Here is a 24,278-nt window from a genome sequence, read left to right on the forward strand (position 1 = left end):
CTTCACGAGCGTGTTGGGTTGTTCTGCTCGCCATAAGCGTGCAGCGGTGTCTGGTCATCGGCGGGCCACATCGAACTGCTGGAGCCAGGTCGATAGAACGTGACGGTGACGCTGCGCCGAGAGGAGCGGCAACCGTCCACCACCCGTGAAACGGCATGCCAGGAATGGTCTGAGCGAACCAGAATGGCTGAGTTGCCGATCACCGGGACCACTTGCGCGACGATATCGGTGGGGGCTGCAGAGCCGAGGATTTGCAGGCAACCGCCCTCGGCCGGGTTCCACGTCTGGTTGAAATACAGGATGTGCGTGACCAGCTTGTCGCCCAGGTCCGGGTGAGGTCCCAGGTTGGCCCCAGGCCCGTAATGGAACACGTTGACCTCCATCGGCACCTGCGTCAGGTCCACGCCGGTCAACGCGGACATCGCCTGGCGGTACTTCGGCGAACGCAAGCTGTGGGTCAATGCCAGCCATTGGCGGCTTAACGTCTGTGGGTTGACCACCTCGTGGCTGCCCATTGCGATCAACTGCCGTGCCTCGTATTCGTAGTCCTTCGCCCCGCCGTAGCCGGAGACCGTCTTGAAGTGATCGTGCGGGTAGGTTTCGGCCAGCGCCCTCGCATCTTCCGGCGTATATAACTCACCGATCTCGGCCCAGGCATACGGGGCGGTGTGCAAGCGATGGGCACTTAGTTTGCTCAGGTCAATCATGTCGAAGGGCTCCCAGCCATTTCTGCAAAGTACGGCGAGCGTGGCGCAGCGGCGCCGTCAGCTTGAAAGAGTTGGAGCGATACAACTTTTCAAGCGCCTGTTGATGGTGTTCGTGTTCGGCTTGCCGCTCGGCGGCCTGGCGCTGGCTCTCTATGTATAGAGCTTCGAAAACGCCCCGCTCGGCGACCTGACGCTGGCTCTCTACGTATAGATCTTCGAAAACACCCCGCTCGACGGCCTGACGCTGGCTCTCTATGTATAGATCTTCCAAAACACCGGGCAAGCCTTGCCAGTAGCGGTTGAGGGCCGGGGGGGTGGGCCTGCGACCTTCGCGAACCAGCTCTGCCACACGGTCCCAGTGCGCGTCGACCTGTTCCATCGCCGAGGCGGTGACGGCAGATATCGGCTGCTTGCCCAACTGAGCGCGAAACCACTGCGGGTCAATCGCCTGGTCCCGGCGCAATTGGAAGATTCGCCCATGGCTGGGCAGTGCGGTGTATTTGCCGGTGCCCAGGTCTGCCGAGCAGAAGATCGGTACACCAAACACCAGCGAACTGATCGCCAAGTGGTAGCTGTGCCCGATCACACCTTCGGCATGGGCGATCACCTCGGCCAGCAGCAGGGGAGTGGGCCAATACGGCAGGCACCGCGAGCGCTCCAGATCATCGCCCAGGACTGAAGGGTGATCGCCCAGCACCGGCCCGATGGGCAGCAGCAATAGTTGCAGGTCCTCGAACAAGGCGGCATGTGTTCGCCACATCGCCAGGAAACTGTCCAGCCCCCACATGGCGTGCACCACCACATAGGGTTTGGTCAGGTCGGCACTGGCGCGTAATGCCAGGAATTCGGCTGACGGTGATTGGGGATCGAGCAGCCGAGGAAGACCAAAGGCGGTGTCGGGCAGCACCTGCACCGAGGCTGTTTCCGACACGCGGGCCAAGACCGCCTGCGACAGCGCATCCCTAACCCTGATGTGGGGGCTGTGATCCAGGGTCAGCTTCACCAGCGGCGCGGCCCACGGCGGTATGTCGTTGCAATGCATGCCCGGCGCATTCCAGATCAGCGGGACGCCGTGTTGCAACGCGATCAGTGCCGGCGTCAGCCAGTAACCGGTGGGGTGGTGGATGGACGCGTCCGGCGGGTAATAGTCGGTGGCCACCACTTTGTCGAAGCGAATGATGAAGCCGCCACCGATCAATACCCCGTCAAGCTGGGCGGCGATGTCGGGCAGTTGGGTCACTGAGGTGACCGCGTAAGGCCAATCAGGCTCGGCTTTGCCGTGATAGGAAAATCGGTGAAGCGTTATCGGGCCCAGACGCCTGGTCAACTCCGCCTCGGCGAGGATGGGGAACAATAAGTCGCCGTAATTGGCGACATCGAAGGTGCCGAAGATCCCGACCTGCCATTTTCGACTCATTGCAACTCCCCGGATTGGACTGTTTGAGCGCCGGGGCTGGCTTCTATTCCCAGGTCGACGAAGCCCAGGAAGTCCTTGGTGCCAGGCAAGGTGTCGAAGGCCAATAGCGCAACCTGCTTTTCGATCAACTGTGCAGTTTCTTCGGTGTGGCCGTTCATCAGTTTCAGTGTGATGTGGTACTTGCCCGCCGCGAGGCTGGCGGGGAAGCGGACGGTAATCTTCGCCCTGCGCCAGCCGTCTTGCGCGACCTCCATGTGCAGCGGCAGATTGGCCCCGCCGATCACCAACAGTCGGGCTTCCTGGATTGTCACGCTGATGGTCGGCAGCTCGATGGTTTCACGCACCCGGGTTTCGATGCGCAGCTCGATGGTTTCGCCATACACAAAGCTCGAATACAGGCTGTCAGTGTTGGTAAAGCAGGCCGCAACAATATGGCCTTCATCCGTGCCAAAGGCGATACCACCCTGTTCGGCGAGAAACGGCTTGGGGGCAACGGGCACCGTGCCGCCGCTGGCCCAGCGGCGCTGCTCGTCACGCATTTCGAGCAGGTAGAGTTCGGCCATTTCTTCGGGAGAACCGCTGGCGCGCACCTTGCCTTCACGCAGGTAAATCACCCGATTGCAAAAACGTTTGACCATGCCCATGTCATGGGACACGAACAGCAGTGTCGTCCCTTGTTGAGTCAGTGCTTCCAGACGATTGAGGCATTTGAATTGAAAGGATGCATCCCCCACTGCCAGGGCTTCGTCGACGATCAGGATGTCCGGTTGCACGCACACCGCCACCGCGAAGGCCAGCCGCACCAGCATGCCGCTGGAGTAGGTCTTGGTCGGCTGGTCGATAAAGTCGCCAATATTGGCAAAGTCTGTGATTTCGGCGAATCGCGCCTCGATTTCGGCGTGGCTCAGCCCCAGCACGGCACCGTTCATGTAGACGTTTTCGCGGCCGGTGAACTCGTGATTGAAGCCCGAGCCCAGCTCCAGCAACGCGGCGACGCGGCCATGGCTCTGAAGGCTGCCGGACGTGGCACTAAGCGTGCCGCAGATCAGTTGCAGAAGCGTCGATTTGCCACTGCCGTTGCGACCGATGATGCCCACCGTCTCGCCTTTGCGCAGCTCCAGAGACACATCCTGGAGTGCCCAGAACTCTCGGTAAAAATGTTTTTTGCCTCGGGATAGCATCTGCCACAGGCGATCCCTGGGCGTGTCATAGATGTGGTAGCTCTTACTCAGGTTGGCCGTCTGCACGGCGATTTCAGAGCACATCGGCAAATCCTTTGCGGGTCTTCTGGAACCAGATAAACCCCAGCCAGGCGACGCCACTGGCAACCACCAGGCCGCAGGCCCATGTGAAGGGATCGGGCACGATGCCCCAAAACAATACGTCTCGGGTCTGCTCGACCACCCGAGTGAGCGGGTTGAGGTGCAGAAGGCCTTGGTAGGCCTGGGGGAATGCGCTGGTAGGGTAAAAAATCGCCGACACAAACATCAAGGCCGTCGTCAGCACGCCGACCATCTGGCCGACATCGCGCAGGTAAACGCCCAGCGAGGCCAGCAGCCACGAGATGCCCAGGGTAAACAGCACCAGTGGCAGCAGCACCAAGGGCAAGAGCAGGCTGGTCAACGGTGGCAGGCCGAAAAACACCAGGTGGAAGACCAGCCAGATCGTCAGGCTGGCCAGGGTATGGAACAACACCGCGCCCAGCACTACCCACGGCAGGATCTCCAGGGGGAACATGACTTTCTTGACGTAGTTGGCGTTGGAGATGATCAAGCCCGGCGCACGGCTCACGCATTCGGAAAACACGTTGAACACCAGCAGGCCGGCAAACACCAGCAACGCAAACTCCGTTCTGGAGCCGCTGCCTTGGGGCCAGCGCATCTTGAACATCATGCTGAACACGAAGGTGTACACCAGCAACATGAAGAGCGGGTTCAGGAACGACCACAACAGCCCCATAATGGAGCCACGATACCGACCAATTACATCCCGTTGGACCATGGATACCAACAGTTCTCTGTGTCGCCAAGGGCTGGAAAACATGCCGGCCTGCGTGTTTGTTTGACTCATCCAACGATTCCCATGGCCAGTGCAGTGCGCTCATGAGTCTAGTCAGCAATTGTCGTTTCGCTATGTGCCTTTTAAGGATTGTTCAATCGACCTTGATCAGCCCTGTATTGCTGGTGGCTCCCGCGATGGCCCTGACGCGCCGGTGCGTCAGCCGGTCTTCATGCAATCCTCGGTGCGAGTAAAATTTTTTTGTGGGCGCCGCTTGAAATTTTTTCCCCTGATCCTACTTAGGTTTTACGCGATGCCGAATGCGGGTCGCGTATCAAATCACTTGGAGAAAACTCAGGAGATTTTGCAATGGCTACTACTCTCTCGTTGGCCCCACTGTTCCGTCATTCCGTTGGTTTTGACCGGTTTAACGACCTTTTTGAATCGGCGCTTCGCAGCGAGGCCGGTACCACCTATCCACCTCACAACGTCGAAAAGCACGGTGATGATCATTACCGGATCGTCATCGCGGCCGCAGGACTGGTTGAGGATGACCTGGAGATCCAGGTGGAAAAAGGCGTGTTGACCGTCGCCGGTGGCAAGCGTGAACACGATGAGGGCATCACTTACCTGCACCAAGGCATTGCCCAGCGCGCGTTCCGTCTGTCGTTCCGCCTGGTCGACCACATTGAAGTGCAGGGCGCGCAACTCGCCAATGGGTTGCTGAGCATTGATCTGCTCAGGGTGGTCCCGGAGGAAGCGAAGCCTAAGCGCATTGCGATTGGCGGTGCGGCCAAGGCTGACGTGAAATCCATCAGCGAGCAGTAAGGCTGGAATGAATAAAGGCGCTCTTCGGAGCGCCTTTATTCGATGTGGCGAGGTCAAAATTAGCCGCTTTTGTGGTGAGCGGGCTCGTCACAAAAGCACAGCCGCCGCTTCATTGCATCTGCACATTTTGCGCGTTCTGCTGCTGCCCAGCCCGCCCCTCCCACTTGGCAATCACCAACGGCGCCAACGCATTGCCCAGCACATTCAGCGCTGTGGTCGGCATCTCCATCAAGCGGTACACCCCGGCGATAAACGCGATGCCTTCCAACGGCAAACCGGCGCTGGCCAGGGTGGCCGAAAGAATCACGAACATGAACCCCGGCACCCCAGCCGCGCCCTTGGAGGTGAGCACCATGGTCACCACCAGCAAGGCCTGATCGCCCAGGCTCAAATCAATGCCGTACAACTGCGCGACGAACAGGGTGCCGATGCCGAGGAACAGTGAGGCGCCGTCGAGGTTGAACGAGTAACCCACCGGCACCACAAAGCTCACCAGTGAAGGTGGTACGCCGTAGGTCTCGAGTTTCTTCATCAGTTGCGGCATCACCGCCGCAGAGCTGGCGGTGGAGAAGGCCAGTACCAGTTCATCCTTGATATGACGCATCAGCGCGAACAGGTTGATCCCGCACAGGCGCGCCACCAGGTTGAGCACCACCAGCACAAAGAAGGCGATGGCCGCATAGCTGACCATGATCAGCTTGGCCAGTGGCAGCAACGAGCTGAAGCCGAAGTTGGCCACGGTCACGGCAATCATGCCGAACACGCCGATGGGCGAGTAGGCCATGATCATCGAAGTGACCTTGAACATCGCATCGCTGACGCCGCGCAACAGTGCGATGACCGGGTCTTTGCGCTCGGCGGGCAGGCGCGCCACGCCCAGGCCGAACATCACCGCAAAAAACAGCACCGACAGCAGGCTGCCCTGGGCCATGGCGTTGACCACGTTGTCGGGGATGATGCCGACGATGATCTGCCCCAGGCTATGACCGGCGCCGTTGCTGGTGGGCAGGGTGATATTCGCCGCGTGCAGGCTGGACAGTTCAGTGCCGGCGCCGGGCTTGAGCAGGTTGCCCATGACCAGGCCGATGATAATCGCCAGGGTGGTGATGCAGAAAAAATAGCTCAGGGATTTGACCCCGATACGGCCCAGGGATTTGCCGTCACCGTGCCCGGCAATGCCCACCACCATGCAGGAAAACACGATGGGCACCACGATCATTTTCATCAGCTTGATAAAGATATCGCCCGCCGGTTGCAGGACATTGTCCACCAGCCATGGTCGGGATTCGGGAAAGCGGTGCAGCAGGGCACCAATGGCGATACCGGCGAGCAAGCCGATCATGATTTGCCAGACCAGCGCGATACGGGGCGTGTGCATGGGAATGCCTCATTTGAGATCAATGATTTTTAAATTGTTGTTCTAGGCAGTCAAAAGGCGTCCGTCCGCTGGTCGCCGGGTGTTACGGGTGGCCGTCAGCGCAGGTCGTGGCATGCGTCTTTGAGGAGACGGCACCCTTCTTCGATCACGTCCAGGGAGCTTGCGAACGACAGGCGCACATACGGCGACATGCCGTAGGCCGCGCCGCTGACCGTGGCCAGGCCGTAGTCGCGCAGCAGGTAGTCCACCAGTTGGGTGTCGCTGTCGAGGCGATCACCTTGGGGGGTGAGCTTTCCCATCAGGCCGCTGACGTTGGCGAATACATAAAACGCGCCATCCGGTGGTGTAACGCCCAATTCGGGGATGCCCTCAAGCAGCGCCAGAATCCGCGCGCGGCGTTGCTGGTATTCCCCGCGCATGCCGGCGATAGGTGCCTGATCACCCGCAAACGCGGCCACCGCTGCCGCCTGGCTCAATGAGCTGGGGCAGGTGGTGGTCTGTGACAACAACTTGGCGATGGCCGCGATCAACCACGCCGGCCCCGCGCCAAAGCCCAGGCGCCAACCGGTCATCGCATAGCCCTTGGACGCGCCGTTGACGATCAGCGTGCGTGGCTTGAGGTCGGGCGCCAGGCGTGTCAACGGCACATGCCGGGCGTCTCCGTAGACGAAGTGTTCGTAGATCTCATCGGCCATGACCAGCACATGGGGATGGCGGCGCAACACCTGCGCCAGGGCCAGCAGCTCGGCTTCGCTGTACACCGCGCCGCTGGGGTTGTTCGGGCTGTTGAGGATCACCCATTTGGTGCGTGGGGTGATCGCCTCTTCGAGCGCGGCGGGCGACAGCTTGAAACCCAGGCGTTCATCGCCAGGAATGATCACCGGCGTGGCATCGTTGAGCCGTGCGATGTCCGGGTACGAGACCCAATACGGCGTGTGCACGATGACTTCATCGCCGCGATTCAACGTGGCGGCCAACGCGTGATAAATGATGTGCTTGCCACCGCAACCGGCGACGACTTCGTCCAGCCCATACACCACTTCATTATCGCGCTGCAGTTTCAGGCAGATGGCCTGGCGCAGCGCGAGGGTGCCTGGGGTGGCCGTGTAATGGGTATCACCGTTGTGCATCGCCAGGCTGGCGGCCTCAAGAATATGCGCTGGGGTGTCGAAGTCCGGCTCGCCCACGGTGAAGTTAACGATGTCGCGGCCTTGGGCGCGCAACTCGGTGACCAGGGCGTTGGCAGCAATGCTGGGGGAGGGCGCGATACCCAGGACACGGTCCGACAAAAATGCAGTGCTCATCTCGGACTCCTTCACACCAGGCCGGCATTGTTGAGGGCCTTGTCGATCCAGCTCTGGCGCACCGCACCGCTGGCAATTTCGGCCTTGACCGCTTCTTCGTGCTCGGCATGTTGCGCGGCGCGGCGCAGCACTTCGGCGGCGTCGGCCTGGGAGAACGCGACCAAGCCGTCTTCATCACCCACCAACAGGTCGCCGGGATTGATCACCATGCCGCCGATGGACACCGGCACGTTCACTTCGCCGGGGCCGGTTTTGTAAGGGCCGGTGTGCACCACGGCGCGGGCGTAGCAAGGGGTGTCCTCAAAGCTGGCGACATCGCGAATCGCGCCGTCGATCACAAACCCCACGCAACCACGCTGTTGGGCGTAGAGCTTGACCAGCTCACCGATCACCGCGTTGTTGGTGTCGCCTTGGCCGTCCACCACCAGCACATGGCCGGGTTGCAGCATGCTCATGGCCTTGTAGATCAGCAGGTTGTCGCCGGGACGGGTCTTGACCGTGATCGCCGTGCCCACCAGCTTGCCGCTGCGGTTGTAGCGCGTGAGTCCACGGGCGCCGATATGCCGGCCGAGGTTGTCGCTGATATGCGGCGTGACCACCTGGGCAAACGCCTCGACCAGTTCGGCCGGGGCCATGGGCGCGTTGGGAAGGATGCGTGAACCGGGCAAGGACATGGCAAATCTCCAGAATTGTTAGATAGCGATGGGCTATGGCCGGATCTTAGGAGTGATGAACGAAGAGTTTTAGCGATATTTTATGATGTGATAGCATCGCTTTTTCTCATGAATTGGTCGCCATGATCACCTTCAAGCAAATCGATGCGCTGTATTGGATTGCCGAACTCGGCAGCTTTGAAGCGGCGGCGAACAAGCTGAACATGTCTCAGTCGGCCATCTCCAAGCGCATCCAGGAGTTGGAAGACACCTTCGACGTCGAGATTTTCGACCGCAGCAAGCGCAACGCCCGGCTGACGGAGAAGGGTGGTGAGCTGCTCGACTACGCCCGCGACCTGCTCAGCAGTCGCGACCAACTGCTCGAACGGGTCAGCGCCCGCGAAGTGCTGGTGCGCCGTTTTCGTCTCGGCGTCACCGAACTCACCGCATTGACCTGGCTGCCGGCGTTGGTGGAAGCGCTGCGCCAGGCCTACCCCAAAGTGCAGATCGAACCGTCGGTGGAACTGAGCAGCGAACTGTTTCGCAAGCTGGAAAGCGACCAACTCGACCTGGTGATTGTGCCGGACGTTTACAGCGACCCGCGCTTCCATAGCACCGCGCTGCAAAGCGTCGAAAACGCCTGGATCTGCGCGCCGGGCCTGATCCCCCATCCAGACCCCGTAAGCCTGGAAGTGCTGGCCGATTACACCGTCCTGACCCAGGGTTCGCAGTCGGGCACCGGCTTGATCTACGAGCGTTGGCTGGCCGCGCACAACGTGCAGATGCCGCGCACGCTCACCAGCCATAACCTGCTGGTGCAGGTGGGGTTGGCGCTGTCGGGGATCGGCGTGAGTTATTTGCCCAAGGCGTGTTTGTCGCACCTGATCGAGCACGGCGCATTACGCGCGCTGGTCACGCAGCCGGAGTTGCCGAGTATCCAGTACGTGGCATTGCACCGGGTGGACCGTCAATTCGGCTTGAACCAGGACGTGGCGCGGCTGGCGCAGGCCTGCTGTGATTTTTCGCGGTTACTGTTTTAGAACCAGTGTGGCGCGGTGCTAGTGTGTCGGTGCGGTTGAACACCCTTTAAAGAGGCTCACAGGTATGGCATTCACCACCCTGATACTGGATGCTCCCGGCCCGCCGTTGCTGTTCGAGGAAGTCGACCGATTCCTTGAGTTGGGCCTGATCGTCACCCTGAATCTCTACTATTTCACGGATAAACACAGTATCCGTGAGCACTATGGCGAGCGCATCCGGTACACCGAGATCAATGGCCACGACCGGCAAGCTTTTATCGACGCCGTGACTCAGGCCGGGGGGTATAGCGTGTTGAAGACGCGCCTGAATATTCCCATTGAGAGCGAACTGATCCGCGCCGCGGCATCATCGGCCCTGCCAACGCCGCTGCGCGCCATCGCCCAAGCGGGTACAGGCGTTAACCATATCGACCGGCAAGAGGCTGAGCGGTGTGGCGTGACCGTACTCAACACGCCGGGCTCCAACGCGTCGGCGGTCGCCGAATACGTCGTCGCCCAGGCGTTGTTTTTATCCAGGGACCTGGACCACTACAACGCCGAAACGCACAACGGCCGCTGGTCCAAGGGCACCTTGGCGCCCGGCCTCGAATTCGGCGAACTCACGCTGGGGGTGGTGGGCACCGGTAGCATTGCCCAAGCCGTCGCACGCAAAGCGGGATCGCTCGGTATCAATGTCATCGCCAGCGGTTCAGAGCGTTTTACGCAGCAGGTCGCGCGTAGCCTTGGGCTTGAGCGACGGCAAACCCTAGAACAATTGCTGGGCGAGGCCGACGTGGTTTCTATCCACGTACCGCTGACACCGCTCACCCAAGGCCTGTTCGGCCTTGCCCAGTTCAGGCTGATGCGCCAAGGCTCGATACTGATCAATACCGCTCGCGGCGGCATCGTCGACGAAGCCCAGTTGGCAAGCTTCATGACCGCGTTTCCCAGGCATATCAAAGCGGTTGCCATCGATACCTTTGTCCACGAAAAAGACCGTTTTGATTCGCCACTGGCAGGCATCAGCAATGCCCAACTGACACCGCATATCGCAGGCAACACGACGACGGCGATCCGTAAGGCTTCACGGCAGATTGTCGACAAGATCCACGCACTCAGCCTGGCTGCGGGCGCAGGTTAACCACGGACCTGTTCATGGCCATCGGCTCGTTCGCCAGCTTGCTGGTGCTGCTGACCATTGCCGAGCCGGTGCCGGTGAGCATTACCAGCGATACGTCAACGAACTGACCAACTGTCGCTCATCGCCATACCGGCAAATCGCGAATTCGCAATAGGTGTAGCGCTTGTTGGTGACGTTATTGGCGTTCAGCGCGACTTCCCAATGCGGGTCGATCTCGTAGCTGGCGCGGGCGTCGTACAGGGTATAGGCAGGCATCGATGACGGCACGCCGGAAGCCTGGGTGGTGCCTTTGTAGCGGGCGCCGCCGCCGATGCGCAGTTGCGGGATGCCGAGCGCCGCCAGGCGGTAATCGGCCCAGAGGGCGGCCTGGTGGTAGGGCGTATCTTCGCTGCGTTGGCCGATTTCACTGGCGATATCGCTTTTGGTGATGCGTGCGTCGATGTAGGCGTAGGACGAGATCAGGCTGAGGTTGGGGGTGACTTCGGTCTTGGCTTCAAGCTCGAAACCACGGGAACGCACTTCGCCGACCTGTACCGAGAAATTGAGGTCGGTGCGGTCCTGGCTCAGCACGTTTCGCTGTTCCAACTGGTACACCGCTGCACTCAGCAGCGTGGCGCTGCCTTCGGGTTGATAGCGGATACCGATTTCATACTGCTTGCCTTCGGTGGGCACAAAGCTTTGTCCCGCCTTGTCGGTGCCGGCCACCGGGAAGAACGATTCGCTGTAGCTGATGTAAGGCGCCAGGCCGTTGTCGGCCTTGTACACCAGCCCCGCGCGCCAGGTGGTAGCTTCATCGCGCTTGCTGCTCTTGGCCGAATTGCGGAACAGTTCGGTGTCCTGGTTGGCCCAGTCATGGCGGCCGCCCAACAGCAGAATCCAACGTTCGTCGAATTTGATCTGGTCCTGGAAGTAGATGCCTTTTTGCAGGGTGTCGATCTGCGAGCCACGGTCCGTGGCCGGGTTGCGATTCACTACCACCGGCTGGCCATATTGGTAGGTCGCCAGGTTCAACGGCTGTGCGGTACCACGGAAGTTGTGCGAGTCATAGCTGGTGTCGTAACCATCGAAGCCCAGCAGGAAGGTGTGCTGCCAGTCGCCGAACTGCCATTTGCTCTCGATATTGGTGTCGCTGGCCAGGCCCCGCGAGCGTTCCTGGCGGTCGCTGTATTGGCGCCGCAGCAGGCCGGTGGTTTGCGCGGTGCCGATGTTGGCGCCGGCGATGTTGACTTGCAGGTAACGCCACGTCACATCCGACTGGTAGTAACGCAGCTTGTTGCTGATACGCGTGTGTTCATCGAAGCGGTGTTCGAACTCATAGCCGAGCGCCGACATCTCGCCGTTCATTTCGTCGTAGTCCGGCTCGCCGATAAAGTCGTGGCGGCCGATCTGGAACCGGCCTTCGCCGACGCCTTTGGTTAACTGATAGGGCAGCGGCGCGGAGAAGCCCGTTTCGGTCTTCTGGTAGAACGACAGCAGGGTCAGCGAGGTGTCGTCGTCTGGTTGCCAAGTCAGGGCCGGGGCCACATAGATCTTGTCGTTGTTGATGTGGTCGGCGGCGGTGTCGCTCTTGCGATCGAGCAGGGTCAGGCGGTAGCTCAAGGTGTCGCTGTCGCCCAACGGGCCTGTGAAGTCGGCGGACAGTTGCTTGCGGTCGTTCTGCCCGGCTTGCAGGTTAATCTCGTGGTAGGGCGTCTGGCTGGCGCGCTTGCTCACGGTATTGATCAGGCCGCCCGGCGACAGTTGGCCATACAGCACCGACGCCGCGCCGCGAATCACTTCCGCCCGTTCCAGGCCATAGGGTTCCTGCACGCCGTCGTAGGAGTTGTTCTGCAAGCGCAGGCCGTCGCGCAGGGAGCCGCCGGTGGCCGATTCCACATCGAAGCCGCGAATGCGGAAGCGGTCCGAGGTGCGGTTGAAACTGGTGGGCTGGCTGGTGAAGCCCGGGGTCAGGTCGAGGGTCTGCGACAGAGTTTCCGATTGGCGGTCGCGGATCTCGTCGCTGGTGACCACCGACAGCGATTGCGGGGTTTCGATGATCGGCGTGTCGGTCTTGGTGGCGCTGAGGTTGCGCGTAGCCACATAGCCCTGGACGTGATCGGTGCTGCTTTCTTCGATCCGCCCGGTGATCGACGTGGGCCCCAGTTCCAAGGAACCTGTAGTGTTGATCGGCACCAGCACGTAGCCATTGGCGCCTTGCATCGCCTGCAAGCCGCTGCCGCGCAGCAACTGGGCAAAACCCTGGGCCACCGGGAAGTCGCCCTGCAGGCCGCTGGTGTTCAGGCCTGCGACGGTTGTGCTGTCGAACAGCAGCGCCACATGGGCCTGCTGGGCGAACAGGTTCAGCGCAGGTCCCAGTGGCCCGGCGGCGATGGCATAACGCGCCGCCTCCTTCGCCGCCACCGGGCTGCACACGCCTAAGCTCAGCGCAGCCAGGCTGACCAGGTTGATCGCCAGGGCGAGGGGTAAGGGAGAACGCTTGAGGTGGCGTGGCATGGAAGAAATTCCTGTTATTAAGGTGCTTTCTTCCTTGACGGGGCAGGTGTGAAAAGCGGAACCCGGCAGGCGAAACTATTTTTCCAGGCGATCGACCTGCAACCACAACGGGCTGAACGCGCGGATACGCACCGGCAGGCCGTCGGCAATCAATTGCAAGGCGCGCCGCGGGTTATCCAGCGGCAACACAGCGGACACGCGCAGGTCGGCCAACTGCTGGCGATCGAACTGCACATGGCCGCCGTACTGGCGCGCGAGTTCATCGAGCACCTCCGGCAACGGCCGGTCCTGCACCACCAATTGATGGTGTTTCCAGGCGTCCTCCGTGGCGCGCGGGTCGATCCTGCCCAGCAGCGTGACCGCGTCCGGGGTGATGCGTGCCTGTTCGCCGGCGCTCACCTGCACAGCGTCATGCTGGCTGGCGTCGGTGGCGGCGACGGTCGATTCGAGCATGCTCAGCAGCGTACCCGGTGCTTCGCGCTTGACCGTGAAGCGCGTGCCGAGGGCGCGCATCTGGCCGTCGTCGGTCACCACCGTAAACGGCCGCGTCGCATCGTGGGCCACTTGCACGAGGATTTCGCCGCGCAGTAAGCGCACCTGGCGCTGCTGGCCGTTGAAGGTCAGGTCGACGGCGCTGTTGCCGCCGAGGGTCAATTGCGAGCCGTCTTCCAGATTGACCTGCTGCCATTGCGCCCGGGCGGTGCGCTGGTCGGCCAGCCAGTAACTGGGCGGGTAAGTTCGCAGCGCCAGGGCCACCGGCAACGCCAGCAGCACGCCTAGCAGCACGCGGCCGGCCGGGTTGCGCCGACGTACCCGGGCGGCCTCCAGCGCGGCCTGCACCGGCGCCTGTTGCGGGCGCAACGCCTGCAAACGCCCGACAAAACCCTGCAAGCGTTCAAACGCGGCCACGTGCCGTGGGTCGGCGGCCTTCCAGCGTTCGAATTGCTGTTGCTCGCGCTCGCTGAGGTTGCCTTCATTCAGACGGATCACCCAGTTGGCGGCCTGCTGGTCGAGGTCGGCGCTCATACGTCCAGCGAGTGGTTGCAGTGCATCAGCGCGTTCATCAAGTGCTTGCGCACCATGCGCTCGGAAATTCCCAGACGGCTGGCGATCTCGCTTTGGCGCAAACCTTCGAGGAAGTACAGCAGGAACGCCTGCCGCGCATTCAGGGTCAGGCCGTCGAGGACGAAGGCAATCTGTTCCAGTGCCTCCAAGGTGACGAGGATCTGTTCCGGCGACTGCTGGCACTGCTCCATCATCTCGACGGTCAGCGCCAATTCCCGCAGGTAGGTGTCTTCCAGATGACGCCGGCGTGCGCGGTCGATGATCAGGTGGCGCGCCGTTGTGGTGAGAAACGCCCGGGGCTCGTGCATGCCACCGAGGGCGTCGCGGGAGGTGAGGATTCGCACAAACGTATCGTGGGAAAGATCCGCGGCGTTATGGGGGCAGCCCAGCTTTTTGCGCAGCCAGCCGAACAACCAGCCATGGTGCTCGGTGTAGAGCGCATGGACGGCGTGGTTCAAGGGAAGGTGGCGTGCCGACATGGGAGCATACGTCTGCGGATAAGAATTATTCGCAAGATTAGCGGTGTGCCATCAGCGAAAGCAAGCGTGGCCAGCATGGCCTGCTGAATTTATATCGCCTGGGCTGACTAACCGATGGGGAATCCAGCCCAAGCAAGCCGGTTATTTCGACGGATTGCTACGGCGCGGCACCGTCGAGGCGGCGATATCCCAGGTCATCAGAAGTTGGCTGATCGCGGCGGGCGAGGGGGCGGATGTGGCGTTGTCGCTGAACGTGGTGGCGTGGAACAGCGCAATCGCCGGGAGTGGTGTGGTGGGCGGTGTGCTGCTGGATACCTGGGGCGTGGCCTCGTTTGCGTGGGCGATGCTCGTGTTGATCGGCGTGGCGCTGGCAATTGTCTGGGCGGCGCGTGCCCATGGTTTCAGGCCGGGGCGAAGGGCTGGTGTTGAGACAGCGACTCAATAAACCTTCGGTCGAGCGCCATAGGGTGTACGCTGGGTCTCAATTCATCGGATATAAGCCCGTCATGTCCACGCTAAGCGAAGAGAGCCGCCGGATCGTAGCTTCTCTGGCGCACCGTGTTGGTCCCAGCGCTGATACCGCGCGTATCGCCGAAGTGATCGTGTCGATACTGCAAGGCATGGATGCCGCACTGACGCCGATCATCGGCCAGCAGGGCGTTGTTGCGTTGACACGCCGCAGCATCCACCTGAGCGCCTCCATTCATCCCCACCTGGCCAGCACGTTTGAACGTGCGCAGGCGGCGCCGGATCTGCTCGGCCTCAAATCCGTGCTGGTTGAGCAAAGTGAAGCGGATGCCCTGCTTTTCGGTGAAGGGCTGCTGATCACCTTTTACACGCTGCTGACCACGCTGATCGGGCCTTCGCTGACCGCCCGTTTGCTGCGCGACGTGTGGGAACCTTCTTTGAGCGACACCCCTTCGCAGGAAAATTCGCCATGAGCACCAAAGTAACTATCAACCGCCTGGCTACCGGCGTGCCAGGGCTGGACGAGGTGCTGGGCGGAGGTTTGCCGGAGTTTTCGTTCAACCTGATCGCCGGCCCTCCCGGCTGCGGCAAGACCACGCTGGCGCATCAGATGATGTTTGCCCTAGCGACACCTGAGCGGCCCGCGCTGTTTTTCACTGTCTTGGGTGAGCCGCCGTTGAAGATGTTGCGTTATCAGCAGCAGTTCGACTTTTTCGACAACGATGCGATCAACCATTCGATTCGCTACATCAACCTGGCTGACGACACGCTGGCAGGTGACCTGGATGAAGTGCTCCGGCGCATCGTCAGCGAAGTGGAGGCGCATTCACCGTCGCTGGTGTTTGTCGATTCCTTTCGTTCGGTGGTGCTGGCCAGCCAGACTCAGCACAACCCCAACAACAACCTGCCGCAGTTCGTTCAACAACTGGGCATGTTGATGACCACTTGGCAGGCGACCACCTTCCTGATTGGTGAGTATTTCACCGAAACCGACACCAACCCGATATTCACCGTAGCTGACGGGTTGATCTGGCTGCGCCAGAGTGTTGAGCGCAATTCCATGGTGCGCAAGATGGAAGTCATGAAGATGCGCGGCCAACCGACTTTGCCGGGTTTGCATACCTTCCGCATCGCCAGTTCCGGCATCAATGTGTTCGCACCTGCGCCGCTCAACCCGGTCGAGATACCGATGACGCTGCCGATGCAGCGCTTGAAAATGGGCGTGCCACGCCTCGACGAAATGCTTGGCGGCGGTTTGCCTCGCGGCTATTCGCTGCTGGTGGCGGGGCCTTCTGGGTCGGGTAAGAGCATCCTGGCGGCGACCTTTCTGGCCGAGGGTGCGCGCAATGGCGAAACCGGCGTTATCGCGGTGTTCGAGCAACGGCCCAACCGCTCGCAAAACGCTACCCTGGCAGACCTGATCCAAAGCGGAAGGGTCAGCCTGGTGGACAGCCGGGCGCCGGATTTGTCCATCGACGAAATCGTCCAACTGTTGCTGAGCGAGATCAGCCGATTGAACGCCACGCGGGTGGTCATCGATTCGCTGTCGGGCTTTGAGCTGGCCCTGGCGCCGACCTTTCGTGCGGACTTCCGCGAGTCGCTGTCACGCATGGTCACCGCGTTGACCCGCGCCGGGGTCAGTGTATTGATGACCTCGGAGCTGGAAGACCGCTACACCGATCTGCGCTTCAGCCCCTACGGCACGGCGTTCCTGACCGATGCGATCATCGTGCAGCGCTACATCGAAGTGCGCAGCCGCCTGTTGCGCATCATGGCCGTGGTCAAGGTGCGTGCCAGTGCCCACAGCGATGAGCTGCGCCAATATCACATCAATGACGATGGCCTGCAGATCGGCGAGATGCTCGCTGACCAGGAAGGGCTGCTCGGTGGTCGTCCGACTAGCCAGCCAATTAAGGAACGATAATGTCTGAGTTGACCCATGAGTAAACGCGCTGGAGAGGACGAGCGTGAAGCAGCCAATGCTGCCCACGAACTCTTCCTGCTCGGCCAGAAAACCGTTGAAGCCCGAGCGGTACTGGCCGCATTGCAGCAGCAACTGAGTGACGCCAACAGTCGCCTGGAGGATTCCCAGCACGTCGAGCAGTTGATCGAGGCCAACCAGCAGTTGGTGCTCGCCATACTCCTGGCCCAATCCGTACCGGTCGCCAAGCCGGGCATGGAAGAGCAACTGTTTCAGGAACTGCGTGAGGCCAACGCGCAACTGGTCATCGCAGCGCTCGGCGCCCAGGACCTGCAGGCGACAGCGGAGCGAGCGTTGGACCAGCAGAAAGGCATCCTTGCGATGGTCGCCCATGAACTGCGTAATCCGCTGACCCCCATCAAGCTGATTGCCGAGCGAATGGTACGGCTGCCCAGTGATCAACTGCCGCGCATGCGCGAGTTGATCGAGGGCCAAGTCCAGCATATTTCCCAACTGGTCGACGACTTGCTGGATGTCTCGCGCGCCAGCACCGGCAAGCTGCGTATCAACTGCAGTGAAGTGGACATGCTGCGTATTCTGAATGCCGCCGTTGATGCCTGTAGCCCGGTGATGATTGCGCGAAAGCAACAGTTTGATGTCGAGCTGCCTGACGCTGCTCTGATCGTCAACGGCGACCCGGGCCGACTCGCGCAGATTTTGCACAACCTGCTGGCCAACGCGGCCAAGTACACGCCCGTAGGCGGCACCATCAGCATGACGGCCACCGTGACCGCTAAAGTGCTGCGGATCAGTATTGCCGACAATGGCATCGGTGTTACCGCCAAGGCACTGCCGTTCATTTTTGACCCGTACGTGCAAGACACACACGCCATCGGCTTCAACGTGACGGGCCTGGGCATTGGCTTGACGGTAGTGCGTGAATTGGTCGAAGCCCACGGCGGTAAGGTGACGGGGATGAGTGATGGGCATGGCAAGGGCAGCGAATTTGTGGTGACGCTGCCCCTGGTGCGTTAAGGGATCAACCGTGCTTCGCGCAACTTATCGAACACCTCGAAAAATGCCTGGTCGCTCGCCTGGTAGGCGGTGAACCCCATCTTCCGGCTCTTGGACATGTCCGTGACCACCTCGATCGGGCGCCCCAAGTCGGCATCGGTGTGCCAGGGCGAGGCGAGGCGGCTGATGTCCGTTTCCTTCAGCCCATGCTCCGCAGCGAGCTGGCTCCAGGCGGCCTGATCGTCGGCCATCTGGCTCTCAAGCGGCGAGGGCTTGGCCGGGAAGTCTGCGGGTACAAGGCCAAAATAATCGGCAATCTGCCCCCACATCCATTTCCATCGGAACACGTCGCCGTTAGTGATGTTGAACGCCTGGTTGGCCGCCGCCGGCGTGGTGGCGGCCCACAGCTGTTGTTGTGCCAATTGCCGCGCATCGGTCATGTCGGTGAGGCTGTCCCATTGCACGCGGGAACCTGGGAATACAAATGGGCGCCCAGTGTGTTTGCAGACACTGGCGTAGACGGCGAGGGTGGTCGCCATGTTCATCGCATTGCCCACGGCTACGCCGGTGACTGTGTGCGGGCGATGCACGCTCCAGGTGAAGCCGTCCTTTTTGGCGGCGGCGAACACTTCGTCTTCCTGGGCGTAATAGAAGTTCTCCACATCCAGGCGGCCTTGCTCCTCGCGGAACGGGGTTTGCGGCAGGCTGCCCTTGCCATAGTTTTCGAACGGCCCGAGGTAGTGCTTCAAGCCGGTGACCAAGGCCACATGCTGCACGCTGCCGGCGGGGCGCACGGCATCCAGCACGTTGCGCACCATGGCGGCGTTGACGCGGATGTTCTCGGCTTCGGTGGCCTGGCGCGACCAAGTGGTGATGAATACGTGGGTGGGTTTCAGATCGGCCAAGGCCTGTTGCAGCGATGCCGGGTCCTGCAAGTCGGCGGCGACTGGAATCACGCCCGGCACCTGTGATGGCTGGCGGGACAGCGCGGCGACCTGCCATTGTTGTTCAAGCAGTAGCTGGGTGATAGCGCTGCCAACGATGCCGCTGGCGCCTACGACGAGTGCTGTCTGGGTCATAAAATTCTCCCGAGGATGTAGGCTTCTGAGCCCCTGCGTGTAGGAGAGGTTCAACCTTATCCGTGAGTCTCGCGGCACCAAACAGACGAATCAGGGTCCATAAGCCCCGCACGAACATTCGCGCTTCTCCGTTACCCTCACCATAAGATTTAAAGCATGTACCTACGCACTATCGCTGTCGGGCTGTCGGCCCTTGTTTTGTTTTCTACCGCTGTAGATGCCCGCAGTCTGGTAAACCCCTACACCCCCACCGAACAACGCGCCTCATTCGATGGCTGTGCCGATCTCTTCCCTGCCGCCGCCCCAATTAAGACAGCCACCGTTCCGGCGTCGATGAAACCCCTGGCACTGTGTTCCGAGACGTTTGCGGTGCTCTACTCACAGACCAGCAAGACCCCGTTGGTGGTGGTCGAACGCCTGAACGCTGCGCAGTTGAAAGATGCCAAAGGCGAGGAGCGCACCAACCAGTTCTATGCCGACCCGCGCATTCCAAAAGGCGGCCGCGCGGAGCTGAGCGACTACCGCAGCCAGCCCCCGGCCGTTGACCGCGGCCACCAGGCTCCGGCCGCCGATGCTCCCAACGCCCGCGCCATGGCGCAGTCGTTTGCGCTGTCGAACATGGTGCCCCAAGACCCCACCAACAACCGCAAGATCTGGAGCAAGGTTGAGGCGGACGTGCGCAAGTTTGCCAAGCGCGCCGGCGGCGATGTGTATGTGTTTACCGGGCCGCTGTTTGACCAGGGTTACAGCACCATCGGCGACAACAAGGTCTGGGTGCCGACGCGCCTGTTCAAGCTGGTGTACGACGCCTCCAGCCAGCGCGCCTGGGCCTACGTGCTGCCCAACGCTGAAACGCGCATCCAGAAGCCGATGGACTACGACACCTTCGTGAAAAGCACCGGGCTCAAACTGCTGGGTAATCTTCCGGTGTCGGGGTCGATTGGGCGCTCCTGAATACGCGGCTTACTTAGCCTTTTTCAACGCCTTCAAGCGTTGGGTTGCACGTTGCACCGCGGCCATTTTCTCGGGGCGTTTCATGCGTTTCCACTTGCGGATGTCGTCCTTGCTGCGTCCACAGCTGACGCACAGGTCGCCGCTGAGCTGACAGGTGGAGACGCAGGGGTTTTCGATGTCTTTAGCCAAGAGGTCACCTGGAGATGGGGTAAAGGGGGCGCACTCACGCCAAACGAAACTCAACGGTGAGGTGGCTCACTTCATGCACCGGCTTGAGGCGCTCGCGAATGCTGTCGGCATCCGTGCTCGCCTGGCCGACCACGCTCACAATCGCCGCGTGGGCGTCGGGGCCGACGCGCCACACGTGCAGGTCGGTAATCCTGGCGTCGCCGGGTTGCTCGACCCGCTCGCGGATTTCGGCGGCGACGTGCTCATCGGTTTGATCCAGCAGCACGCCGGCGGTTACGCCCATCAGGCTCCAGGCCCAACGCGCAATCACGATGGCGCCGACGATACCCATCACCGGGTCCAGCCACACCCAGCCCAGGTAGCGCCCGGCCAATAGCGCCGCAATGGCGAGGACGGAGGTCAGCGCATCGGCGAGCACATGCACATAGGCGGATTTCAGGTTGTTGTCGTTGCTGTGGTGATGATGCTCGTGGTCATGCTCGTGGTTGTGGTCATGCCCGTGGCTGTGGCCGTGCCCCAGCAACAGCGCACTGACGATGTTCACCACCAGGCCCACGATGGCAATCAGGGTCGCGGTACCGAACTGCACCGCGGTGGGTTCAAGCAAGCGGATCACCGACTCGACGCCAATGCCCAGGGCCACCAGCGCCAGGATCAGCGCCGAGGCGAAGCCACCCAGGTCGCCCACTTTGCCGGTGCCGAAGCTGTAGCGCGGGCTGCGCGCGTGGCGTTTGGCATAGGCATAGGCTGCGGCGGCAATGCCCAAGGCACCGGCATGGGTCGCCATATGAAAACCATCAGCCAGCAAGGCCATGGAGCCGGTGACGTAGCCGGCTGCAATTTCCGCCACCATCATCACTACTGTCAGCAGCACCACCCACAGGGTGCGCCTGGCGTTCTCTTCGTGGGCAGCACCGAGGAACACATGCTCGTGGGCGTGGTTTGTCATGAGCGTCATTTGGCGTAACGCCGGATGGCTTCGAGCAGTTCTTCGACACCTTTGTTGCGTTCTTCCTCGCTGAGGGAGGGATCCGCCACGTGCGCCCTGGCGTGCTCTTCGATGATCTCTTCCATCAAGCCGTTGATGGCGCCGCGCGTAGCGGCCACCAAGTGCAGGGTCTTGGCGCAGTCAGCGTCCGACTCCAGGGCTTTCTCCACCGCCTGAATCTGCCCGGCGATGCGTTTAACCCGTTTTATCAGGCTGTCTTTGTTGGCTGTGATATGGCTCACGATATACCCCCCCTACCTATAGTGGGGCGGATGGTGTCATACCCCACCCCCCTATACAAGGACGCCGAAGCGAGGGTTACTTGGGCCGATCCAACCGATGCCGCAGGGTGTAGACCGCCACACCCACTGCCAGGATGCCCGACAACGCGCCGACACCCAGTGCCCAGCGCGGGCCCAGGTGGTCCGCGACCCAGCCGACGATAGGCGCACCGATCGGTGTGCCGCCCAAGGCCACGCCGACGCGCAGGGCAATCACTCGGCCGCGCATGGCGGGTTCGGTGGTGAGTTGCATCAGGCTGTTGGTGGTGTTGCTGAAGGTCATGGCACCGACGCCGATGATCACCAGCGCCACGGCGAACAACCAATAGTTCGGCGCCAGGGCCGCCAGCGTGCAGCCAATGCCGAAGATCGCCGCACCGTTGAGCAACGACTTGAACTGTGGCCGCTCGCGTCCGGCGGCCAGCAGGGCGCCGGCAATGGTGCCGATGGCCAGCGTCGAGGAAAGCAGGCCAAAGGCGCGCGCATCGGTATGGAACGCAGTTACCGCCATGGTCGAGATAAAAATCGGGAAGTTCATGCCGAAGGTGCCGATCAGAAACAACATCAGCAGGATCGCCTTCAAGTCCGGCCGTGCCCACACATAGCGCAGGCCCTCGGTCAGGCTGCCCTTGGTACGCAGTGCCCGCACCTTGGCGTGCTGTCCCGACACCCGTAGGAAAAAAAGCGAAACCAGCACCGCAAAGAAACTGCTGCCATTGAGCAGGAATGCCCAGCCGGTGCCCACCGAGGCGATGGTCAGGCCCGCCACGGCCGGGCCGATCATGCGCGCCATATTGAACGACGTGGAATTGAGTGCGATGGCGTTGGACAAATCCTTCTCGGCCACCAGTTCCGCGACGAAAACCTGCCGCACCGGCGCATCGAACGCCGACGCGCAGCCGGACAAAAACGCGAACACATACACGTGCCACAGTTCGACAAACCCAGTGACGGTGAACACCCCCAGCGTCAGTGCCAGCAGACCCATGAGCGCCTGAGTGACCATCAGTAATTTGCGCTGGTCGTAGTGGTCGGCGGCAAAGCCGGTCCATGGCAGCAACAGCAACTGCGGCCCGAACTGCAACGACATCACGATGCCAACCGCCGCAGCGTTGTGCGGGGTCAACTGGGTCAGCACCAGCCAGTCCTGCGCGGTGCGCTGCATCCAGGTGCCGACATTAGAGACCAACGCCCCGGCGGCCCAGATGCGGTAGTTGGGGCTGCGCAGGGAGCGGAAGGTACCTAGGAAGCTCATAGCGGTATTCGTGACTCCTCAAACAGGACGAGGTGATTTGAACAGGCGCTGCCGGCGCAGTACTCAGCCACAGTGACGGTCAATGTGGGAGTTGTCGAGCCCTGGCGAGGCTGCGATAGCGGCGGCATTGCCAACCTCTACGTTGCCTGACACTCCGATATCGCAGCCTAGCTAAAGCTCCACAACTCCCACAGGCTATACTCGCCCGTTCGAAATCCCCCCTTCAAACAAACCGAGATACCCCATGAGCACCTCTCTCCCTATCACCCCCGCGCGCAAGCCAGTCGCGCCGTTGGTGGCCTTTGTCATCCTGGTGCTGGGCGCCTTGTTCCTGCAAAACAGCGTCGGTTCGCGCCAGGTGCTGTTGCTGGTGGTCGGCGCCGCACTAGGCTTGACCCTTTACCACGCTGCCTTCGGCTTCACCTCCGCTTGGCGCGTGTTCATCAATGAGCGCCGTGGCGCTGGCTTGCGGGCGCAGATGGTGATGCTCGCGCTGGCAGTGCTGCTGTTTTTCCCGGCGCTGGGGGCGGGCACGTTGTTCGGGCAGCCAGTGGTCGGGCTGGTGGCGCCGGCCGGGGTGTCGGTGGTGTTTGGTGCGTTTATTTTCGGCATCGGCATGCAGTTGGGTGGCGGGTGTGCCTCGGGCACGCTGTTCACCGTGGGCGGCGGTAATGCGCGGATGCTGGTGACGTTGTTGTTCTTTATCTGCGGCTCGCTGATCGCCACACACCATGTGGACTGGTGGTTTGCGTTGCCGGCGTTCCCGGCGGTGTCCATCGTCAAGAGCTTCGGCGTAGTGCCCGCATTGCTCGCCAGCCTGGCGATGTTTGCGCTCATCGCGGCCGTCACCGTGCGTCTGGAGAAGCGCCGCCACGGCCAGCTTGAAGAGGGCGTGACCAGCGAACATCAGGGCTTGCGCCGCTTCCTGCGTGGGCCATGGCCATTGGTGTGGGGCGCGATTGGTTTGGCGTTGCTCAACTACGCCACCCTCGCACTGGCCGGGCGGCCGTGGGGCATCACTTCGGCGTTCGCCCTGTGGGGCGCCAAGGTGGCGAGTGGTTTGGGTGTGGACGTAAGCGCTTGGGCGTTCTGGCAGATGCCGGGCAATGCCAAGGCCCTGGCGGCGCCGGTGTGGGAGGACATCACCAGCGTCATGGACATCGGCATCGTCCTTGGTGCGCTGTTGGCCGCCGGCCTGGCTGGGCGTTTCGCCCCCAGCCTGAAGATCCCGGCCCGCTCCCTGATCGCTGCGGTGATCGGCGGCCTGCTGCTCGGTTACGGTTCGCGCCTGGCGTACGGCTGCAACATCGGCGCGTACTTCAGCGGCATCGCCTCGGGCAGCCTGCATGGCTGGGTGTGGCTGGTGGCGGCGTTTATCGGTAACAGCGTAGGCGTGCGCCTGCGGCCGTTTTTCTTTGTGGGCGAGCGCCGTCAGGTGGCGCTGAGCGGCTGCTGAGTCAGTCTTGCGGGGAAACGCTTGGCGCCTGATCCGCTTCAGCCGCCAGCTTTTCCCGCTCTGCTTTGCTGATGTATCTGTCCTTGGATTTGGGCGCCAATTTGGCGCTGGCCTTTTTGGCCTTGGCCTTGAACAGCTGCTGCAGTTTTTTCTGGCGATTCATGGGTGTCTACCTGGGTTAAACGTGCCCG

General features: G+C 61.6%; 24 protein-coding genes and 1 pseudogene. 9 read left to right on the top strand and 16 right to left on the bottom strand.

Features of this window, described 5'->3' with window-relative positions; genetic code table 11:
• Positions 1–2: 2 nt before the first annotated feature.
• From AOA61_RS26720 to AOA61_RS26735, 4 genes are read right to left on the bottom strand one after another with little or no spacing between them, the layout of a single operon-like run.
• A complete protein-coding gene (locus AOA61_RS26720) occupies positions 3–707 on the bottom strand; it encodes a 2OG-Fe(II) oxygenase family protein (protein ID WP_099603068.1) in 705 nt (234 codons plus the stop codon).
• Complete coding sequence (locus AOA61_RS26725; protein ID WP_099603069.1) at positions 700–2,124, bottom strand: polysaccharide pyruvyl transferase family protein; 1,425 nt, start codon at positions 2,122–2,124, stop codon at positions 700–702. The genes AOA61_RS26720 and AOA61_RS26725 overlap by 8 nt, the downstream gene beginning before the upstream one ends.
• Positions 2,121–3,389: an ABC transporter ATP-binding protein gene (locus tag AOA61_RS26730; RefSeq protein WP_099603070.1), complete on the bottom strand. Its 1,269-nt coding sequence runs from the start codon at positions 3,387–3,389 to the stop codon at positions 2,121–2,123. The genes AOA61_RS26725 and AOA61_RS26730 overlap by 4 nt, the downstream gene beginning before the upstream one ends.
• Positions 3,379–4,194 (bottom strand): ABC transporter permease, encoded by an 816-nt coding sequence (locus tag AOA61_RS26735; protein ID WP_095185497.1) that lies wholly within the window; start codon positions 4,192–4,194, stop codon positions 3,379–3,381. The genes AOA61_RS26730 and AOA61_RS26735 overlap by 11 nt, the downstream gene beginning before the upstream one ends.
• Before the next feature lie 297 nt (positions 4,195–4,491).
• On the opposite strand from AOA61_RS26735, the gene AOA61_RS26740 reads away from it, so the two are divergent.
• Positions 4,492–4,950, top strand: a complete 459-nt coding sequence (locus tag AOA61_RS26740) for an Hsp20 family protein (protein ID WP_032885931.1) — start codon at positions 4,492–4,494, stop codon at positions 4,948–4,950.
• A gap of 109 nt (positions 4,951–5,059) precedes the next feature.
• Here AOA61_RS26740 and AOA61_RS26745 read toward each other — a convergent pair whose 3' ends face one another.
• The 3 genes from AOA61_RS26745 to AOA61_RS26755 form a co-directional block, all read right to left on the bottom strand.
• Complete coding sequence (locus tag AOA61_RS26745; RefSeq protein ID WP_095185498.1) at positions 5,060–6,328, bottom strand: cation:dicarboxylase symporter family transporter; 1,269 nt, start codon at positions 6,326–6,328, stop codon at positions 5,060–5,062.
• A 95-nt stretch (positions 6,329–6,423) separates the two neighbouring features.
• Positions 6,424–7,632 (bottom strand): pyridoxal phosphate-dependent aminotransferase, encoded by a 1,209-nt coding sequence (locus AOA61_RS26750; protein ID WP_099603071.1) that lies wholly within the window; start codon positions 7,630–7,632, stop codon positions 6,424–6,426.
• Positions 7,633–7,643: 11 nt separating this feature from the next.
• Positions 7,644–8,306 (bottom strand): RraA family protein, encoded by a 663-nt coding sequence (locus AOA61_RS26755; RefSeq protein ID WP_095185500.1) that lies wholly within the window; start codon positions 8,304–8,306, stop codon positions 7,644–7,646.
• A 122-nt stretch (positions 8,307–8,428) separates the two neighbouring features.
• On the opposite strand from AOA61_RS26755, the gene AOA61_RS26760 reads away from it, so the two are divergent.
• Together AOA61_RS26760 and AOA61_RS26765 are read left to right on the top strand one after the other, a co-directional pair.
• The gene (locus tag AOA61_RS26760; protein ID WP_099603072.1) at positions 8,429–9,325 is read left to right on the top strand and encodes a LysR family transcriptional regulator; all 897 of its coding nucleotides are present in this window, start codon (positions 8,429–8,431) and stop codon (positions 9,323–9,325) included.
• A 64-nt stretch (positions 9,326–9,389) separates the two neighbouring features.
• Positions 9,390–10,445, top strand: a complete 1,056-nt coding sequence (locus AOA61_RS26765; protein ID WP_099603073.1) for a D-isomer specific 2-hydroxyacid dehydrogenase family protein — start codon at positions 9,390–9,392, stop codon at positions 10,443–10,445.
• Between the two features lie 81 nt (positions 10,446–10,526).
• On the opposite strand, the gene AOA61_RS26770 is transcribed toward AOA61_RS26765, so the two are convergent.
• From AOA61_RS26770 to AOA61_RS26780, 3 genes are all read right to left on the bottom strand, one after another.
• Positions 10,527–12,938 (bottom strand): TonB-dependent siderophore receptor, encoded by a 2,412-nt coding sequence (locus tag AOA61_RS26770; protein ID WP_099603074.1) that lies wholly within the window; start codon positions 12,936–12,938, stop codon positions 10,527–10,529.
• A gap of 75 nt (positions 12,939–13,013) precedes the next feature.
• Positions 13,014–13,964 carry a FecR family protein gene (locus tag AOA61_RS26775; protein WP_099603075.1) on the bottom strand — a complete coding sequence of 317 codons (951 nt, stop codon included), beginning with the start codon at positions 13,962–13,964 and terminating at the stop codon, positions 13,014–13,016.
• Positions 13,961–14,482, bottom strand: coding sequence for a sigma-70 family RNA polymerase sigma factor (locus tag AOA61_RS26780; RefSeq protein ID WP_099603076.1), 522 nt, complete (start codon positions 14,480–14,482; stop codon positions 13,961–13,963). Before AOA61_RS26780 ends, AOA61_RS26775 begins: the two co-directional genes overlap by 4 nt.
• Positions 14,483–14,696: 214 nt before the next feature.
• On the opposite strand from AOA61_RS26780, the pseudogene AOA61_RS26785 reads away from it, so the two are divergent.
• From AOA61_RS26785 to AOA61_RS26800, 4 genes and pseudogenes are all read left to right on the top strand, one after another.
• Positions 14,697–14,927, top strand: a pseudogene (locus AOA61_RS26785) (MFS transporter); the annotation flags it as partial.
• Positions 14,928–14,988: 61 nt separating this feature from the next.
• Positions 14,989–15,423 (top strand): hypothetical protein, encoded by a 435-nt coding sequence (locus tag AOA61_RS26790; RefSeq protein ID WP_095185506.1) that lies wholly within the window; start codon positions 14,989–14,991, stop codon positions 15,421–15,423.
• Positions 15,420–16,874: an ATPase domain-containing protein gene (locus AOA61_RS26795; RefSeq protein WP_032885925.1), complete on the top strand. Its 1,455-nt coding sequence runs from the start codon at positions 15,420–15,422 to the stop codon at positions 16,872–16,874. The genes AOA61_RS26790 and AOA61_RS26795 overlap by 4 nt, the downstream gene beginning before the upstream one ends.
• 15 nt (positions 16,875–16,889) lie before the next feature.
• Positions 16,890–17,906, top strand: coding sequence for a sensor histidine kinase KdpD (locus AOA61_RS26800; RefSeq protein ID WP_032885924.1), 1,017 nt, complete (start codon positions 16,890–16,892; stop codon positions 17,904–17,906).
• On the opposite strand, the gene AOA61_RS26805 is transcribed toward AOA61_RS26800, so the two are convergent.
• On the bottom strand, positions 17,903–18,964 hold the full coding sequence (locus AOA61_RS26805) for an SDR family oxidoreductase (protein ID WP_099603077.1): 1,062 nt from the start codon (positions 18,962–18,964) through the stop codon (positions 17,903–17,905). The genes AOA61_RS26800 and AOA61_RS26805 overlap by 4 nt on opposite strands.
• Positions 18,965–19,120: 156 nt before the next feature.
• On the opposite strand from AOA61_RS26805, the gene AOA61_RS26810 reads away from it, so the two are divergent.
• The gene (locus AOA61_RS26810; protein WP_099603078.1) at positions 19,121–19,918 is read left to right on the top strand and encodes a DNA/RNA non-specific endonuclease; all 798 of its coding nucleotides are present in this window, start codon (positions 19,121–19,123) and stop codon (positions 19,916–19,918) included.
• 9 nt (positions 19,919–19,927) lie between these two features.
• Here AOA61_RS26810 and AOA61_RS26815 read toward each other — a convergent pair whose 3' ends face one another.
• From AOA61_RS26815 to AOA61_RS26830, 4 genes are all read right to left on the bottom strand, one after another.
• A complete protein-coding gene (locus AOA61_RS26815) occupies positions 19,928–20,107 on the bottom strand; it encodes a DUF1289 domain-containing protein (protein WP_032885921.1) in 180 nt (59 codons plus the stop codon).
• A 34-nt stretch (positions 20,108–20,141) separates the two neighbouring features.
• Entirely contained in the window at positions 20,142–21,065 is a 924-nt protein-coding gene (dmeF, locus tag AOA61_RS26820; RefSeq protein WP_099603079.1) for a CDF family Co(II)/Ni(II) efflux transporter DmeF, read from the bottom strand.
• Complete coding sequence (locus AOA61_RS26825) at positions 21,062–21,337, bottom strand: metal/formaldehyde-sensitive transcriptional repressor (RefSeq protein WP_099603080.1); 276 nt, start codon at positions 21,335–21,337, stop codon at positions 21,062–21,064. The genes dmeF and AOA61_RS26825 overlap by 4 nt, the downstream gene beginning before the upstream one ends.
• A gap of 76 nt (positions 21,338–21,413) precedes the next feature.
• Positions 21,414–22,631 carry an MFS transporter gene (locus tag AOA61_RS26830; RefSeq protein WP_032885918.1) on the bottom strand — a complete coding sequence of 406 codons (1,218 nt, stop codon included), beginning with the start codon at positions 22,629–22,631 and terminating at the stop codon, positions 21,414–21,416.
• Between the two features lie 244 nt (positions 22,632–22,875).
• Between AOA61_RS26830 and AOA61_RS26835 the strand changes: the two genes are divergently transcribed.
• Positions 22,876–24,087: a YeeE/YedE family protein gene (locus tag AOA61_RS26835; RefSeq protein ID WP_095185511.1), complete on the top strand. Its 1,212-nt coding sequence runs from the start codon at positions 22,876–22,878 to the stop codon at positions 24,085–24,087.
• 1 nt (position 24,088) lies between these two features.
• Here the strand turns inward: AOA61_RS26835 and AOA61_RS26840 are convergent, their stop codons facing one another.
• A complete protein-coding gene (locus AOA61_RS26840; protein WP_081797666.1) occupies positions 24,089–24,250 on the bottom strand; it encodes a DUF2986 domain-containing protein in 162 nt (53 codons plus the stop codon).
• Positions 24,251–24,278 lie beyond the last annotated feature (28 nt).

It is taken from the genome of Pseudomonas sp. 2995-1 (genome assembly GCF_002742505.1).
Taxonomy (GTDB): domain Bacteria; phylum Pseudomonadota; class Gammaproteobacteria; order Pseudomonadales; family Pseudomonadaceae; genus Aquipseudomonas; species Aquipseudomonas sivasensis.